The organism is Polaribacter sp. PL03 (genome assembly GCF_033875165.1).
Classification (GTDB): domain Bacteria; phylum Bacteroidota; class Bacteroidia; order Flavobacteriales; family Flavobacteriaceae; genus Polaribacter.
Genome location: NZ_JAWZSV010000003.1, coordinates 1 through 19063 on the forward strand (window position 1 = coordinate 1; position 19063 = coordinate 19063).

11 protein-coding genes are annotated in these 19063 nt (G+C 28.1%); 3 read left to right on the forward strand and 8 right to left on the reverse strand.

What is annotated here, in order from left to right:
* Positions 1-243: 243 nt before the first annotated feature.
* The gene (locus SHK09_RS06175; RefSeq protein ID WP_319809910.1) at positions 244-1068 is read right to left on the reverse strand and encodes a DUF5677 domain-containing protein; all 825 of its coding nucleotides are present in this window, start codon (positions 1066-1068) and stop codon (positions 244-246) included.
* A gap of 121 nt (positions 1069-1189) precedes the next feature.
* A complete protein-coding gene (locus tag SHK09_RS06180; RefSeq protein ID WP_319809911.1) occupies positions 1190-2314 on the reverse strand; it encodes a tyrosine-type recombinase/integrase in 1125 nt (374 codons plus the stop codon).
* 550 nt (positions 2315-2864) lie between these two features.
* On the opposite strand from SHK09_RS06180, the gene SHK09_RS06185 reads away from it, so the two are divergent.
* Complete coding sequence (locus tag SHK09_RS06185) at positions 2865-4787, forward strand: hypothetical protein (RefSeq protein ID WP_319809912.1); 1923 nt, start codon at positions 2865-2867, stop codon at positions 4785-4787.
* A gap of 2 nt (positions 4788-4789) precedes the next feature.
* A complete protein-coding gene (locus SHK09_RS06190; protein WP_319809913.1) occupies positions 4790-5458 on the forward strand; it encodes a response regulator in 669 nt (222 codons plus the stop codon).
* Positions 5459-5571: 113 nt separating this feature from the next.
* Here SHK09_RS06190 and SHK09_RS06195 read toward each other — a convergent pair whose 3' ends face one another.
* From SHK09_RS06195 to SHK09_RS06210, 4 genes are all read right to left on the reverse strand, one after another.
* Positions 5572-6537, reverse strand: coding sequence for a DUF3887 domain-containing protein (locus SHK09_RS06195; RefSeq protein WP_319809914.1), 966 nt, complete (start codon positions 6535-6537; stop codon positions 5572-5574).
* Between the two features lie 58 nt (positions 6538-6595).
* The gene (locus tag SHK09_RS06200; protein ID WP_319809915.1) at positions 6596-7669 is read right to left on the reverse strand and encodes a serine hydrolase domain-containing protein; all 1074 of its coding nucleotides are present in this window, start codon (positions 7667-7669) and stop codon (positions 6596-6598) included.
* Positions 7670-7832: 163 nt separating this feature from the next.
* Positions 7833-8330, reverse strand: coding sequence for a hypothetical protein (locus tag SHK09_RS06205; RefSeq protein WP_319809916.1), 498 nt, complete (start codon positions 8328-8330; stop codon positions 7833-7835).
* A 195-nt stretch (positions 8331-8525) separates the two neighbouring features.
* Complete coding sequence (locus SHK09_RS06210) at positions 8526-9650, reverse strand: tyrosine-type recombinase/integrase (RefSeq protein WP_319809917.1); 1125 nt, start codon at positions 9648-9650, stop codon at positions 8526-8528.
* 618 nt (positions 9651-10268) lie between these two features.
* Here SHK09_RS06210 and SHK09_RS06215 point away from each other — a divergent pair.
* Positions 10269-11105 carry an oxidoreductase gene (locus tag SHK09_RS06215; RefSeq protein ID WP_319809918.1) on the forward strand — a complete coding sequence of 279 codons (837 nt, stop codon included), beginning with the start codon at positions 10269-10271 and terminating at the stop codon, positions 11103-11105.
* A 417-nt stretch (positions 11106-11522) separates the two neighbouring features.
* On the opposite strand, the gene SHK09_RS06220 is transcribed toward SHK09_RS06215, so the two are convergent.
* A complete protein-coding gene (locus SHK09_RS06220; protein WP_319809919.1) occupies positions 11523-11669 on the reverse strand; it encodes a hypothetical protein in 147 nt (48 codons plus the stop codon).
* Between the two features lie 111 nt (positions 11670-11780).
* Positions 11781-18704, reverse strand: coding sequence for a T9SS type A sorting domain-containing protein (locus SHK09_RS06225; RefSeq protein WP_319809920.1), 6924 nt, complete (start codon positions 18702-18704; stop codon positions 11781-11783).
* Positions 18705-19063: the final 359 nt, after the last annotated feature.

Sequence of the window (19063 nt, forward strand, 5' to 3'; positions counted from 1 at the left end):
ATTTAACGAGTCTTTTTCTTTGTCATTTTTTCAGGTTATGTTTTATTTTTAATGAAACGAAAGTAAAATGAATATTCTTTTTTCAGTTTTCAGAATTTGAGTGATTAATAGTTGCCAACGTTGTTGTATAAGCTTTGTTGCGTTGTTTAAGCAGTGAATTTAGTAAATAAAACACGAACGGCGAAATTCCGGAGGAATTTCCCAAGTGAGCTATAACCAGCAATAAAGTTTATACGGTGTTAGCTATTGTTTTTTTAATTGTTCTCCAATTTCTTTCCATTTTAAAACAGTATTTTTTCCTAAAATATTTTTTTCGAAAGTTTGTTTTAATTCAGGAATTAAGTGAACATAATCATAAATATACTTTGCTAAAATTATTAAAGAATGTATTAAAAAATTTTCAGCGTTATCTTTCTGTTGTTTGTATTCAGTAGCTTGCATTGTTTGTAAAGAGCTTAATCTTCCTGTGTGAGCATAACTACATAAATATGAATAAAAGTCTTTAAAGTAATTCTCTTCAAATCCTGCATTCACAGCGAGTCTATTCCATTTAAAATTTATTTTCCAATTTCCTTTTTCAATTTGTTTTTTTTGTTTCGGAGGGGTTTCAATAAAGTGTGGACTTTTTCTGATTAATATTAATTTTTCTTCAATTATTTTAGCCTCTTCTTTTTTTCTTAAAATACTCCTTTCTTCAGTTGCTTGAAAATCTTGTCTTTCGATGAAACCAGCTAAATCCCAACAATCAAAACGATATTTACTCTCACTTTCTGTTGTTGATGAAATAAAAATATGGTTAAAAGTGAGGTAAGATTCAATTGAAGCTCTAACTAAAATTGCTACAGAAGAAGAATCAACTATTTTAATCTCAGAATTGTTTTTTAATTGAATATTAGTTCCTTGAGTTAATGAATAAGCCGAACAAATATGTAAAAATGTTTTTCTTGCAATTGATTCGCTATATTCTATTCCATTTGGACCATTTAAATGTTTTCCTTCAATACTTTTATGTATTTCGGAATAAAAATTAATCAATATATCTAAATCTTTATAGTCCTCTGTATTCATTCGTAAATAATAGCTAACTTGTTTATATACAAATCTTTTATCAGCTTAAAGTTCTTTTTTGGAATGATATGCTGAGTTTTTATGTTTGTATATCTTATTTAATTTTTATAAAAATATGGTTTTAAAATAAATCATCAAATGGATTTTTAATATTTTTTAAACTCGTTTCCGTAACGTGTGTGTAGATCATAGTGGTTTTTGGACTGCTATGTCCTAAAAGTTCTTGTATATACCTTATATCTGTCCCTTTTTCTAATAAATGTGTTGCAAAACTATGCCTTAGAGAATGTAAGGTTATATTTTTTTTAATACCTGCTTTTTGAACTGCTATTTTTAATACTCTTTGTGCACTTGCATTACTATATTTTTCTTTTTTTTGACCTTCAAATAAATATTTAGTTGGCTTATATGCCTTGTAGTACAATCTTAATATTGTAACGAAGGCTGGAGAAAGAAGGGTGTATCTATCTTTTTTTCCTTTTGCTTGTTTTATATGAATCAACATTCGCTTACTATCGATATCTGTAATTTGTAAATTAATTGCTTCACCAATCCTTAAACCAGCAGAATATAATAAACTCAATAAAGTTTTATGTTTTAGATTCGTAATTGAATTTAATATAGACTTAATTTCATAGGTGCTTAAAACAACAGGAAGTTTCCTTTCTTTTTTTGGTCTTTCAAGATGAATTTCCCCATTAGCAAAACCTTTATACTCAAAAAATTTTTTGATACCACTAATAAATTGATTCTGATATGAAATTGATTTATTGGGTTTAAAAATATAACTATAATTAAAGGTCTCTACCGTTTTAGTATTATAAATATCTAATTCTTTTCTTAAAGCATATTTTATAAAAACAGTAGTTACCTCTATATAAGTATTAACTGTATTTTCGCTTAGCCTCTTTTGAAATAGCCATCTTTTGAATTTTTTTAATTCTAATTCGTAATTTTCTGGCAATTGATTTATAATAAGTGAGGTTCGCTTTCTTTCTATTTTTAAGTTTTTTATAGCTTCATTCAAAAGTGAAAAGTCAACAGTCCAATTTTTAAGTTTTAAATGGTCATAAACAGTTCTAATATTTTGAAGGGATAAATCAATGTAGAAATATTTAATAGTTTGACTCCATAAAATTTTATCTAATTTTTTTAGGTGATCTTTAATTTCATCATCATAACCAAACTGTATAGCAACTACATTTTTATTACGATGTTTAATAGGTTTTAAAATAATGTTTTTCATAGTCTCTGTTAAAATAGTTCTTTTATCTTTAAGAAATATATTTTTTAAAAAATAAAGATTTTTCAAATTAATTGAGAAAATTAAATTTAACCCATTTTTATTACCTAAATTTAATCTTTAAATTTACCGAAAATTAATATAAATTAGAGTACACGATATCGTACACGATTTTTTTGAAAACATAGTAAAATAAGGGGTTTTGAGCCGTTTTTGTCAAACTCATAACCCGAAGGTCACTGGTTCGAGTCCAGTTCCCGCTACTAATAACCTAATTCTTAATTGAGTTAGGTTTTTTTATGCGCTAAATTTAGCTATACTTCAATTTTTAAAAAGCTGTCAAATTCTTCATTTTAGTATTTTCTTAAAAATAGGCATACAATTAGGTATACCATTTTATTAAGAAGGTACAATTAAACTAAAAAACTTAAAATCTCCCTTTATATTAATTATATTTTTTTACTTAAGTTGATAATGAGTGAATTGTGTATTTAGGAAAAGGAAAGTGTTGCTTATAATTAAAAAAAATGCATAATTATAGTACATTAGAGGAATGAAACAAGTAAAAGTTGCGTTCCTGTCCTTTATGTTATTGTCTTTTGTATACTGTAATAAACAGGTTGAAATTCTAGAAGATAATTTAACCCAAAACTCTAAAGTAAATACCTTTTTTAAGAGTGAAGATTATCAAAAATCAAAAAAAAGTAAAAGACTTATACTCTCTAAAAAGTTAGCTGCCGAAACTACGTTAAATTCACATGATACATATTTAATATATAATAACATTAGTTATCTGTATAGTAAGTTGAATAAAGTAGATAGTGCAATATTTTATACAAAAAAAATGTTGAAACTATCTAAGGTAGAAATAAATGCAAATTTAAAAGGGAAAGCTTTTTTTAAACTAGGTGTTTATTACAACCAAAAAAACTTAAAGGATAGTGCTTATTTTTTCTATATTAAATCTAAAAAGGAATTTTTTAAATTAAAAGATAGTATTTATCTAGGTAAGAGTTTAACCAATTTAGCAATAATTGAATCTGATTTTGGTAGCTATTCCATAAGTGATTCCTTAGCCGTAGAATCTTTAAAATTTTTTAATAATAAAGAGCCTAACATAATTGCATCCATTTTCAATTGCTTAGCCATTAATGCTAAGAAACGTTATTTAAATACAGAAGCTATTGCATATTATAATGCTGCCCTTAAAATTTCTACAAGTAAAAGTTCAATAATTAAGTATAAGAACAATATAGCTATCGCTCATAAAGAGTTCAAGAATTATTCAAAATCAATTTTAATTTTTGAAAACCTATTAAAAGATATAGTTAGTAGTGAAAAAACAAAAATAAGAATCATAGATAATTTAGCTTATGTAAAATGGTTGCAAGACCCAACTAAAAAATTTTTAAAAGAATTGTTATGGTCTAAATCTTTAAGAGAGCAACAAAAAGACAGCGATGGTTTAATAGCAAGTTACAAGCATTTATCAGAATATTACAATAAAAAAAACAGAGATATATCTTTAGATTTTGCTCTTAAAATGTATAAGGTTTCTAAAAAAGTAAAAAGTACACAAGATGTATTAGAAGCCATAGATAAAATTGTAAAAATTACAGCTCCCCAAAAGGCTATTAAATATTATAAAGAGAGCATTCACTTAAGAGATAGCTTAAAAGAAGCAGAGACGAAACGACAATACAAGTTTGCCAAAATTAAATACAATTACGAAGAAGAAGAAAAGCAGAAATTAAAATTTAAAACTCTGGCAGCTGAAAACAAGTTAACTATCGAACAGGAAAAGAGTAAGAAGAAAAATATTTTTATTATTGGTCTTTTAATAACTTCTGGTTTGGTGTTTTTAATCTACAGGAGAAAGCACCAACATAAAAGACGAATTTTACAAGAGAGTTATAATACTGAAACAAGAATAGCAAGAAGGTTGCATGATGAATTAGGAAACGGAATTTATAATGTAATTACCAAAGTTCAGAATCCTAAATTTTCTGAAGAAGAAATTATAAGCGACTTAGATAAAGTTTATTTACAAACCAGAAAAATTTCACATGAAAACGATTCTATTGAAACAGGCGTAGATTTTGAAAATTATTTTAGAGGATTGATTTCTAGTTATAATTCTGATTATTGTAAAATTATTTTAAAAGGCGTATCATCTTTAGATTTAAATAAATTAGACACTGAAAAGCAAGTTGTAATTTATAGAGTTTTTAATGAGTTGTTTGTAAATATGAGAAAGCATAGTGAGGCTAATTTAGTAGTGCTTTCTTGTAAAAAAACTAATAACCGTTTAGAAATGATTTACACTGATAATGGTGTTGGGTTTAAAGAAAATATAATAGTTTTAAAAAATGGACTCAAAAATATGGAAACCCGTATAAAAACTATAAATGGAACAATTAATTTTGAAAATAAGCCCAACAAAGGTTTAAAGGTAAGTATCCATTTTAAAAATTAACAATGTTTGAAAAAATTTTAGTTGTAGAAGATTTTGATGTTATTAATAGCGGAATTAAAATTGCTTTAGATGAGCTTAATATAAAAGAAGTAGATTACATTTCTTATTGTGATGAAGCTTTTTTAAAAATAAAAAGTGCTTCTCTAAAGGGTAAACCTTATCATTTAATAATTTCTGATTTGTCTTTTGAAAATGATGGAACACCACAAGTACTAAAGTCTGGAGATGAATTGATAGAAAAAATACGAACCGAGTTTCTAGATTTAAAAATCATCGTATTTTCGGTTGAAGATAAGCCTTATAGAATTCAGAATTTGTATAAAAATTTTAATATACAAGCTTATATTTGGAAGAATAGAAATGGTTTAAAAGAATTAAAAAAGGCAATTTTTAATGCTTTTAATACGAATCAATTTTATATTTCACCAGAATTAAATAGCGCAATTCACCCTAAAAAAGCAATTGAAATTACAGATTTCGATGTTTTTCTAATAGAATCGCTATCTAAAGGACTATTACAAGAGGCAATTAGTAAAGAATTAAGAGAAAAAGGAATTTCACCTTCGAGCATAAGTGCTATAGAAAAAAGATTAAAGTTTTTAAGAGAGCATTTTAATGCGAATAACCCAGCACATTTAGTAGCTATTGCTAAAGATTTTGGATTGATTTGATTATTTATTTTATTAAAATAAATAATCAAATCGAACATTAAAAATTATTTAAGAATTCCCCAGGAGTTAGAGAATGTTATGCTCTTTGTTTGTTAATGGTGTTGTTTGTGTTTTTATTTGTTTTTCACTTTTTCTCCTTTTATTGGCGAATATTCTTTTTTCAATTCTCCATTCACTAATATTTCAGAAAAATAACTTTTTGCTCCAATTGCTTTATTCGTATTTTCTATATTTTGAATATGAAAATGTAAATGAGCTTCTGAAGAATTCCCTGAATTTCCACAAAGTCCTAATAATTCTCCTTGTTTTACTTTCTGACCTTGCTTAACAATAATAGAATTTTGTTTGAAATGGGCAAAGAATAAAAACTCATTATTTTCTGTTTTTAAAATAACTGTATTTCCTGGAATATAAATTGGATTTGATTCTCCGGGAATATTGTCTTTAATTCCGTCTACAGATAGAACAACTTCTGCATTACAAGGCGCAATTAATTCTTTTCCAAAGGCGTAATAATCTTCGTTTATTTTCCCATCAGTTTTATAAGACTTCCCTTTGTTATTAGTAATTAGAATATCAAAAGCATTTTTTTGAGCTTCATTTTCTATGTGATAATTAAGTTCTTTTGTGTCTCCACCCCAAAATACTGTCCATTCTCCTTTGAATGGTAAAATCATTTTAGTTGTGTTTCTTTTAAGTTTAGGTAAATTACTTTCTCTATAAGGTTTAATAAACAAACCGTTTATTTTTTCATTTTTGTCTAGTGATATTTTTATAGAAAATAAGGCACGTTCAAAATTTGTTTTATAAGAAGCATAAGTTCCTTTTTCATATTTTTTGAATTCTCTTTTTTTAATTTTCCCAGCTTTATTTTTAAGTTCATTAACAAAGTTAGTTGTCTTTTCAATTGGTAAAAAAGATTTCATTTTGGTTGAAAATAGGTCAAAGATTTTTTGGTACTCATTAGCGTTATAATATTCCTCAAATTTAGCTGAAACTTTTTTGTATGTTTCTTTTTCGGTCTGTCCGAAACTTAATAATGGAATTAAAATAATTAAAATAAAGTTTAATTTTCTCATTTCTGTTGATTGAGTGTCGTATTAATGGTAACCATAGTGATACACTTTTTTCTATTTACTATTTAGCCGCCAATTCCGATATTTCTCGTGTAATTTTTGTTGGCGAATTACAAAGGCAGTTTGATAATGCAATTACATAAATATCTAAATTAGGGAAATAAACGCCCATAGACTTAAAGCCAAAAATTGCACCTCCGTGTTCAAAAGTCTTATTGTTGTTTATGCTTTTAATATGCCATCCATAACCATAATTAGTATGCTCTCCATTATTTAATGTATAGTTTTTAAATGCTTTCTCGGTTGTTTTTTTGCTAATTAAAAGGTTGTTTTTTATTGCTTCTTGCCACTTTAACAAGTCATCTACAGTAGACATCAATGAACCGGCAGAATATGATAACGTAAGACTAAAATTCATTCTATTAGTATAAATATTACTCATTTGGTAGCCCGAAGCTCTATTTTTAATTATTTTTCTCTGGCTTGCATATTGTGAGGCTTTCATTTCTAGTTTTTTAAAAATTTGTTCCTCAACAAATTCACCATAAGTCTGTCCAGTTATTTTTTCAATGATATGGCCTAATATTACGTAACCAGAATTATTATACTTAAATTTTTCTCCGGGAATAAAATCTATAGGTTCGTTTTTAGAAAAATCAATTAACTCTGTAGGACTCAAATCTTTTTGCGAAATTGCATTTAGACCTTTTACTTTAGTATAATCTTTAATTCCAGAAGTATGATTCAACAAATGATGTATTGTTATTTTATTTCCATTTGTAGGGTAATTAGGAATATACTTGGTTATTTCGTCGTTCAAATTCAGTTTACCTTTTTCCTCAAGTATTAAAATGGATATTGCAGTAAACTGTTTTGTTATAGAACCTATTTTAAAAACATTGTCTATTTTCATTTGAACATTCAACTCTAGATTTGCAAGACCAAATGCTTTTTTATAAATAACATTTCCATTTTTAGAAATTAAGTATGCTGCTCCTGGTCCATTGTCTGGATATTTTGCCTGCAATAAACTATCAATTTTAATTAAATCTTGTGAATAGCTAATTGATTGAAAATTAATAGATAATACTGTAATTGTTACTAATAGATACTTTAAATAAATTGGTTTTTTCATTGTTTCTAAACGTTATTTATCAAGAAGACGACAAATGATACAGTTGCGTTACAAAAAAAATAGATTTTCTCTTCATTCATTGGATTGTTCATCAATCTATCTAACTTTAATTTCCAATAGTTTAGAACCAAGCAATTAATTAGATAAGTTGTTAGGTATAGTTTTATCCTCCGCCATTCATTTGGTTAATCAATGTTCCGTGCATAATTTGAAATGCTGGAAAGTATGTGTAAATAACTAATTCATTTAAATCAATCATCTCTTCAGGCTTTTTTATGATTTCACAGTTTATTTCAAAAACTGAAAAATCGCCACTAATCTTCTTGTACTTTAATAAATGAATTTTATTATCGTCATATAAGTTGAATTCTTGTTTAAAGCTATCTGTCTTTAATATGTACTTTTTTTCAAGCCCTTTTTCATCAATTGTAATTATACTATCGAGAAGCCAATTAAAATTGATAGAACCAATAATTTTTGAGTTTTTTATTATAGAATATTGATATTTTTCCCACCATCTTTCTTTTGTTTTAAACTCAATAGAATTTCCTAAATAATTTGTTTTACCAATAGAGTTTGATTCAGAAGTCAGTTTAGAAATAAGTTTTCCGTTTTCATTAATTTCAAAATAATATTTGTTGAAGTCCGTTTTTATATTCATATCGTCCGCTTTACTATTTGAAGAAAATAATAATAAAATGTTACATTTTCACTCGATTATTTTTGGTTAGTCAGATTTTCGTTTTAAGTTATTTACAACTTAAATTAAACAGTTATTATTCTTTTAAAACTATATTTAGTGTGTAGTTGCTTATGTTTCTTAATATCTTAAACAACATTTTATAAATATAAAGTATTAGAATAAATCATCAAACGGGTTTTTAATTTTTTTTAAACTAGTCTCTGTAACATGAGTATAAATCATAGTTGTTTTTGGGCTACTATGGCCTAAAAGTTCTTGTATATATCTTATATCTGTTCCTTTTTCTAATAAATGAGTAGCAAAGCTATGCCTTAATGAATGCAATGTTACTTTCTTCTGTATTTTGGTTTTGTCTAAAGCATTTTTTAATACTTTTTGAGCACTTGTATTACTATATTTACCTCCTTTTTGTCCTTCAAAAAGATATTTTTGTGGCTTGTAAGCAACGTAATACATTCTTAGTATTTTTACAAATGCTGGCGATAAAAGTGTGTATCGATCCTTTTTTCCTTTTGCTTGCTTTATGTGAATTAGCATTCTTTGGCTATCTATATCAGAAATTTCTAAATTAATAGCTTCACCAATTCTTAAACCAGCAGAATATAATAAGCTTAACAATGCTTTATGTTTAAGATTTGTAATAGAATTAAAAATAGATTTCACCTCATTTGCACTTAGTACTACAGGTAGTTTTTTTTCTTTACGAGGTCTTTCTAATTGAATTTCATTATGAGCAAAACCATTATATTCAAAATATTTTTTTACACCACTTATAAATTGATTCTGATAAGAAACAGATTTATTAGGTATAAAAATATAATCATAACTAAAAGCTTCTACTAATTTAGTAGAATAAATATCTGCTTTTTTTAAAAGAGCATATTTTATATAAGTTGTGGTTACATCTACATAAGTATTTATAGTATTCTCGCTAAATCTTTTTTGAGACAGCCATTTTCTAAATTTTAGTAAATCAGATTTATAATTATCAGGAATTTGCTTAACTAAATGAGAATTTTGAATTGCTTTACTCTTATTTTCTTCAATGTATTTTTCTAATTGTGAAAAATCTATAGAACAACCTTTTATTTTTAAATGATTAAAAATAGTTTTTATACTTTCTAAAGATAACTTCGTATAAAAGCTTCTTAAAGTTTTGCTCCAATAGATGCTTTCTAGTTTTAGTAAATGGTTTTTTACATCATTATCGTATTTAAATTGAATAGATAAAACTTTTTTATTGTGATGTATTACAGGACTTAAAATTATTTTTTTCATAGCTTCTTGTAAAATTAACTTTTTTATTGATATTCAGAAGCTTATGTATAATTAGTTAACTGTATTTTTTCTTTTGAGTTCTTTTTTAAGTAAAAAAAAAGCAAACCTCAGATTAAAATTTAGAAGTATACTTAATAATTACCAACTTGTTTCTGTAGTTAATTATACAATTTATTTGTGTTCATTATCAAATAATGAATAAGAATTATCATTTTGTCTTATTTATAGAAAAAACTCTTAAACTTAAAATAGTTATAGAGATTTTTAATGTTCTATTAATAAAGATTAAAGAAAAAGAGAATCTTATAATTCTACGACGTAGAAAGTACAAGTGTTTTTAAATTATAAATTTAAAGACAAAACAAGAAGATTACCTTTCTTATTTATAAAACTAAAACATTTTTTGTGAAGAATTATCGTTTTTTTTAAAACTGTAATCAATAAGTAATTAGTTTATTAAGTCCGTTTTAGAGGTTAAAGAGAACAAAGTATATTAAAAGAATTATTTAAACTAAATTTAATATCCTAGGAGGATAAAATTTCTTAAAAAACAATAAATTTTCAGTAATTTTGCAGAAAATAATATTTCAGTCCAAACAGGATTTTAACAAAATAAAAATGAGTACAGAAAAAAAAGTATGGTTTATTACTGGTGTATCATCAGGTTTAGGTAAACAGTTGGCTAAAGAAGTGTTGTCACAAGGGCAAATTGTGGTAGGAACTTTTAGAAAACAAGCTCAAGTAGAAGCATTTAATAATGAAAACCCAGGTAATTCTTTTGGTGTACTTGTAGATGTTGCTTCTACACAAATGATTGTAGATGGTGTTAAAACTATTTTTGATAAATTCGGAAAGATTGATGTAGTTGTTAATAATGCTGGTTATAGTATTATGGGAAGTATAGAAGAAATTTCTGATGAAGAAGTTAGAAGACAATTTGAAGTAAATGTTTTTGGTGTTTTAACTACTATTAGAGAAGTGTTGCCACAAATGCGTAAGCAGCGTTCTGGTCATATTATAAATATAACGTCTATTGCTGGTCGTATAGGTTCTCAAGGTTTAGGTATTTACAATGGTTCTAAATTTGCTTTAGAAGGTATTGGAGAAGCTTTAGCAGCAGAATTAAAACCTTTAAATATAAAAGTAACTAACGTAGAGCCAGGACCATTTAGAACAGAATGGGCAGGAAGTTCTGCAGCTTATGATAATACCGAAATTGCAGATTACGAAAGTACAGTAGGAGAGCGTTTTAAAGCTTTACAAAGTTTAAGTGGTAACCAACCAGGAGATCCTGCAAAAGCTGCAAAAGCTATTTACAAATTAGCACAATTAGAAGAGGCTCCAGTACATTTACCTCTTGGTAAAATTGCTTATGAAGTTTTTGGAAAAGTAAATAACGGATTAATAGAAGAGTTAGCTAAATTTGAGGATTTAGGTAAAGAATGTGATTTTTAATAAGTTTTCTAACTTATTTTATAAATATAAAAACCGTCTTTTAGGCGGTTTTTTATTTATTACTTAATTCGACTTTTTTTTGATTTAAATAGTTTTTCGTAAATTATTTTGTAATCATAATTTCAAAAATGATTACTCATTTTCCCTTCTTTATTAGAAAGAATAAAATAGAGCGTTACTAGCTTTATAATATTTTTTGCAGAACTTAAGCTATCTATTATAAGCTGGATAGTTTTTAAATAATTTTTTTTGTATCTAAAATTTAGTAGAAAAACTTAAATATTAATGAAATAGAGGAATTTTGCTAATAATCTTTTTCTTTAATTATTTTTAAAGCAAATAATTTACTTTGAAAGCATTAACTACTTTTTCATAATAAATAATAAAGATTGCATTTTTCTATTATCTATGTTATTGCTAAAGAAACCTTTTAGAGTAGGTGTTTATCACAAATATTCCATATAATATAGCAATAGCTAATAGTACATAAACTCCATTGTCAATAGAAAGCCCAGGAGGCGGAGGTGGTGGTGCAGGTGGTGGTACAATTTGTATAAAAAGCATGTTTGTTTATTGTATTTAATAAATAAAAGAATGCGGATTTAAATTTTTTAAAACCGCTTTCTTTTAGATGTTTTAATTAGTTATTATTTAATATTTATTTTATTCAATTTATTATTCAATGATAACCTTCTTATTAATTTTACCTTTGTTTGTATTTAACCTTACAATGTAAATACCCGCAGTTATCTGTTTTTTAATATCTAAACTATAATTGTCTTTCTGTTCTTTAATATTCCAAATACTTACATTCTTACCAAGAATATCAAATAATTCTACATTATTAATATTTATTCCTTGTTTTTTAGAAATTACAATTCTGTGGTTGTTATTGTCTGTGTAAATATTTGTGTATTCAGCCAGAGTATTATCTTCTAAACCAAGAGCAGTATCTGAAGCAGAGAAGGTTAATATAAACCTATCTGTGTAAATACCTTTTTCTAATTGATAAGTAGCACTAGCATTATTAATTTTTTGCGTTTTACCAGTAAGTTTGTCTTTTATAAATACATCTCGATGTATGTATTTAATTTCATCAACATTTATGGTAATAACACTATTGTTTGCTACTGTTATTTCTAAAGGTACTTCTAGGTTATTAGATATTCCTTGTACACCAGCAATTACATAACTAAAATCATTGTTAGGAAATTTCCAATAGAAGTCTGTTGCATTAATATCATACATTTCAGAATCGTATCCTTTTTCAAAGGCAAATGAGTTTGCTTGGTGAAAAGAGATTCCTATTTGACGATGTAAATTATTGTTTTGGTTATTTGAATAATTCATTCCTAGTTTTAAAATAGGTAATTCAAATTCAGACTTTCTTTTATATTTATTAGTTTCACTTTTTAGAAATACAGAAGTACCGGTTCCTTCTACTTTATATTCTCTTTGACTGTTGTTAAACACTATTGGACCTCCGTTTGTAGCGTCTCCTTGTATAAAAAATCCTTGTCCAATTGCTATATAAGGTTCAGGTTTAAGATAATCATTTTCATATTCAGATCCACCAGTATTTGGTGCACAAGCAATTTTACCATCTTCATCTTTTAAGACTATTTTATCTATTAAAATAGGAGACAAGAGTGTGTTATTAGAAGTTATAGTAATATTACTACCTGCTTCTATACATAGAGCAATTCTTTTCTCAGTATAACTTCCAAATGTTTTAGGAAAGTTAAACACACCTCTTTCAACATTATTAATTTTTATTTTTAGATTTCTATCTAATAGAGAGCTATATATTATTCTTAAAGAATCTACACCTCTAGAAATATTAGAAAACTTAATATAATTAGTACTATTTAGAGAAATAACAGAATTTAGAATTCCGCCCAAAGGCAATTGAATTCCATTTCTTTCGCTTGCATCTTCAGCCTCTAGGGTGAAATTTACAGGAGCGTTAAATTTAGGATCATTTGCTGTTACACCCATAGAAATATTTCTAGTAGCATAACCACCAATATAACCAGCAAAATTATGACCAGCAGTTCCTTCAGCTAGACTTTCGCCTACATGTTGCCAAAAGTATAAGGTTGCACTTGTTGAGTTTATATTGTCTTCTATAAATTTCTTAACACTAATTGATGAAGGAAAAGGATTTCCAACCAAGTAAGATTCACCAGCACCTATATTAGAATTTGTGTTAAAAGCACCATCATTAGGTGTTCCTAAGAAGGTATAATTTTGAGCTTTTCCTGGTCCTTTAAAAATAAAACCTTCACCTTTTTGTACTGTGCCAGATTTATATTTTTGTAACCAATTAGACCTTCCGTTACTATTAGGTGAATATGTATTTACCCAATACTCTGCTATTGAAATAGGATTAGTAACGTTACCATCATAACCCGCAACAAAATTAATGTCTTTTGCAATTATACCTATGTTAGATGTTGCATGAGTAGGTATTGTACCATCTTTTAAAACACTTTCTAATGAGTAGGTCTTTTTACCAATAGTATTTACCGGTGAGCTCATATAATTATAACGATACAAACTTGGTACGGTAGAGTTTTGATCTACAAACAATTTACCAGAACCACTTACCAAACTAGCTTTTGTATGTGTTTGTATTAATTGTGATGTACCTACTAAACGAATTTCACCATCTAGTACAATATTATTAGTTACCACTAAGTAATTATCTGTGATTGCTAATTTTTTAGATGCATTTACCTTTAGTTTTCTAGCACTTAATCTTGTACCAGTATGGTCGTAGTTATTATTTATTACTACAAAACGAGATCTATCTGGAAAACCATTGGACCAACCTGTACCAATTTTTGTAGTTATATTAATTCTGTGCAAACCTAAGATAGTATTTGCATTTTCGTTAGAATTAATTACTTCAGAAATTAAAGGATCATGAGGATGTCTTTCTGGCGAACCATCTGCTAATAATCTATATGGATCTAAATAATCTGGACTAGAAGGAGCATCAATATCATTTACAAATACTACCCATTCATTTTCTGTGTAAGTCTTATTAGGCGTTAATGTTTCATCTATTCTTACAGAAGAAGTTTTGTTCTTAATGTTTGAGAGCACATCGTATTTATGTTCCCAAGAATACACACCAGAAGCAGATGAAAGTGTAATTATATCATTTACAGAATCATCTAGGTTTGTTAGCAAATCTATTTTAGAATTAGTTACAATTGTAGCATTTCCTTTTGTATTAGTAATTGTATTTGCTGAGTTTTTAAACAAAATAGATCTTCCAGAAATCAATATGGTATTAACGGTATAAGATACGTCTGGATTTACACCTATTTGATCTCCTGTTTTATTTTTATATAATTGAATATTGATATTATTAGCAGGAATATTTGTTGCACCTACATTGGTTATTTCAATCCACTTTTCGTTTCCAAATTGATATACTTGTGTAATCATAACTTTGGCATCTTCTAAGACATCTCTATAGTCTAGATCTCCAATACCTGGGTTAAAATCACTATCAGTATCACCAAATGAACTTTCTAAAGTAGTTGTATTTATTACTTCGTTATTAGGATTTAAACCGTCATTTACAGTAATTCTTGTGTTTGTAGGATTAAAATTATCATCGAAAACATCGTTTAAACCATCATTATCTGCATCTGCATTAATGTCTAATATGGTATTATCTGTATCTCCGTTTTCGTAAATATCAGGAAGACCATCATTATCAGAATCAGTATCTAAATAATCTGGTTTATCTGTATTGTCTGTGTTTTCAGGTACAAAACCAATACCACCAACTTCATAATTATCATCTACACCATTTTTATTAATGTCTGTAACTGCGCCAGAAGGGTTACTAGGTGGTATGTAAAGAATAGAAGTTTGTGCTTCAATATTATCAGGAATCCCATCATTATCTGCATCGATGTCTAGATAATTTAGTTTACCATCATTATCTGCATCTTTATTTGGGTAAGAGTTTGGTTTCCCATTGTTGTTTGTGTCTTTACCAGTAATAATTAAAGCGTTTGCTGTATTTTCTGAAATACCATCTTGCCCAACATCTCCGTCTACAAGGTCATTATAACCATCATTATCTATATCGGTACCACCATCTACTTTTCCGTTTCTATCTGCATCTAAGCCACCTGCTTCTATAATATCTGTAATACCATCGTTATCTGAATCTAAATCTTGGCTATTAGGTATTCCATCATTATCTGTATCTAGATTTGCAATATTCTGGCCTCCGTTATTTGAATCGTATCGGTCGTCTAAACCATCATTATCGGTGTCATTTTTAAGAGTACCGTCCTTTCTAATATCATCTACTTTTCCGTTTCCATCAGTATCTTCTCCTCCTGCTTCTACAATATCTGGAATACCATCATTGTCTGAGTCTAAATCTAGATGATTGGCAATACCATCTCCATCATTATCATATACATCTGGTATGTTATCATTATTAGAATCTGTGTAGTTTGTTGTGCTACCGTCTCCACTGCCATTATCTACATTATCTCTGTAGTTTGGTATTCCGTCATTATCTTCATCACCATCTGCAAAGTTGCCATTGTTTTCTGTGGTATCAGGTATCCCATCATTATCATCATCTAAATCATAAAAATCTGCGATGCCATCTTTATCTGCATCTCTAAAATCTCTATAATCTAAGTCACCAGAACCAGGATTAAAATTTTTATCCTCATCACCAAAAGATGCTTCTAGAGAATTGGTATCTATAACTTTGTTATTAGGGCTTAATCCATCATTTACAGTAAATCCAATATTAGGATTATCAAGATTATCATCAAAAACATCATTTAAACCATCTCCATCTTTATCTGCATTTATATCTATTATGGCATTGTCTTTATCTCCGTTTTCATTAATATCCTTAATACCATCATTATCAGAATCAGAATCTAAATAGTCAGGAATTAAATCTCCATCTGTGTTTTCTGGAATAAAACCAATACCATTTAGTTCATAATTATCATCTAGTCCGTTATTATTAGCATCTAACATATTAACACCAATACCACTTGGTTTCTTGTATGAACCAGAAGGTTGTGCTTCAATATTATCTGGAATCCCATCATTATCTGCATCGATGTCTAAATAGTCTGGAATACTATCTGCATCTGAAGATGTTGGTGTGTTCCCTGTATTTGCAGTAGCAGGAATTCCTTTGGTAGAAGGTGTTTTTCCTACAATTCCATCTGCCATTCCATCATTATTTTTGTCTATTCCACCAGCTTCTATAACATCTGGTATCCCATCGTTATCTGAATCTAAATCTAAGCTGTTAGGAATTCCGTCACCATCAGAATCTGTATTACATAATTGTCTTACAAGAATATCATCAATAGCTATATCGTTTCCAAATGTTGCTTTAACATTATTTCTAATAATTACCGTAATATTACTACTATTTAGTGTTGTTAAAGGAGCAACTGTTCCGTAGTATTTCCAAGCAGTACTACTACCAGATTTTTCACGAACGATATTTCCGGTATTTACAGGAGAACCTAATAAAGCTCCATTTTGCCAAAGTTCTATCTGTATATTTGGTAAAACTCTTTGCGGAACATTATTGATTGCATTATCTACATCTAAATTTAATACCCAAAAAGAGACATCTAGTAATGCACCCGCTTGAATACCTGTTATTGTTTTTTGATAAATAATGTCAAGTGTATTACCTGCATTTATCATTAACATTCTATCTTTTGTGGGTGTTAAACTACCGTTTGTATGATCACCAATTTTTTGCCAATTCGAATTAGCCCAACTAGCAGATTCTGAAATGTTATTAAAAACAGCATAAAAATCGTCTTGTAAACTGTTCGTACGCGGACTTTTTAATTGTAAATACGTATAATCTGTAGATGCTCCTCCGAATAAAGGGATACTTGTACTAGGACTTACACTACCACTAGATGTTACCCCAAAGTCTTCTATAAGTAATGGTGTACCAGTATTTCCACATATATTTTCATCAACATCTAAAATACCATCATTATCGTCATCTAAATCACAAATGTCGCTAATACCATCCTTATCGGTATCTATATTACCAGATGAAATTGGGTCGCAAGGATCAACTACATTTATATCATCATCATTAGAATCACCAGAGTAATAATTAGTAATTACTGTATCGTTAGGTGATAAAACTTTAGCTGTTGCTCCGTTTTGATAAACACCTGTAGGTTCATCTAAAGGTACTTTTACATCAAAAGTTATTACTACACTTCCTTCACCTTTAATATCGAAAGTACCCCAATTAAGAGTGGTATCTCCAATTGTTGGTGCTGTTGTAGAGGTTTGTGTTGCTTTATTTAAAGTTATACTCGCAGTAGATGCGTAGGTAAAACCTATAGGTAAAATGTCTTCTGTTGTAACTCCTTTTAAATCTACTTTAGATGAGTTTTTTAGAGTTATCTCATAAGTTCCATTATCTCCTATATTAACGGTAGTTGTCTTGGTTTTTTTACTTACTACTAAGGCTCCAGTAGGTATTTCTAATACAATTAAATCTAGTAATACTACATCGCCTGTAGAACCAGCAATTAAATTTAAATTGGTTGTATTCGGAGTGAAGTTACTGTTTACAACATCAATATCCCAAGCACCATAAGCACCGTTATTTCCTCCTCCGGTTCCTGGAGCTGGGTTAGAATACCCTCCTGAATTTGCGAAATCTGATGGGAAATTACCAAATGAATTATCAGAAAGTCTAATGCTTTCTCCAGATATAGCTGCATCTCCTTGTAATGAAGCAATTGAAATACTACCTGCTACGTCTCCAGAAAAAACTTTATAACCTGTAACTGGTACGTTTATAGATTGATTTACAAAACCTCTTAAACCATCATAAACATATATTTGATTAATACCAGGTTCATCTGTTGGAGATTTGTAAACCACAAGCATTTGCCAAGCTCTAGCATTTTCTTGTGTAAGTGCACATGCTTCTCTTAAATTGGCATAGTCATTTGTTAAAATTACATCTGCTGTGTAAGTTCCAGCAGGATTTGGCTGCGCCAAAACGTTTGCTGTAATATCTGCTATATATCCTTCGTACTTTAAATCTTCATTAGCAAATCTAACGGTTTCAACATACCCTTTATTTTTGGTTATAACTTGGGTAGATCCATCAGGAAATTTAATAGGAATTGTTGTAGATAAAGGAGCGTAAAACCTTAATGGATTACTAGTACTTGTTCCATGATCTACTAGCGCAAACCATTGCACATATACGGCTTGTATTACTGCATCTGCTGGTAATGATAAATTAGCACTAGTTGCTGCTCCATTATTTTTCGAACAGTTAAAATTATCACCAGAACTTCTAGAGTATTTAATTTCACTATTACCTATTTGTTTGTAGGTTAAGTTTGCTCCTGTAAGTTTTTTGTAAAGAGAAATGTTATCGTTCTCGTCTGGTTTTGGATTTTGCTGAGCAATTGTACTAATGGTTGTAGTAAATAACAGTACTAAAAGTATTGCTAAATTTTGTGCGTTGTTTTTTAATAAGCATTGAATTTCCCCAAACTCAAATACCTGAAAAAAAGTCTTTTTCATGGTTTTTTTTTATAAGTTAATGGGGGTCCTTAATTGCATAAATATAATTTAAGACTCTTAAGGATTACAAAAGTAATCGTTTAATTTTAATGGACAAGAAAAGAATGTAAAAAAAAATACGCATTTAGTACTCTTAGGCTTAATAATGCTATAGATACTAGAGTTATGCAGTGAGAATATACTTATTTATCGCTTTAAATTTAAATAATTCAGCTAGTTTATAATTGAATTATTTAAATTTAAAACAATTTTTTGAATAGATTTATTCAATAATATAACAAGGTATTTACACTTTATTCTAAAAATAAGAGTTTAAGGTTTTAATGTTAAGTTTTTTATTAAATTATTTTTAAAAAAAT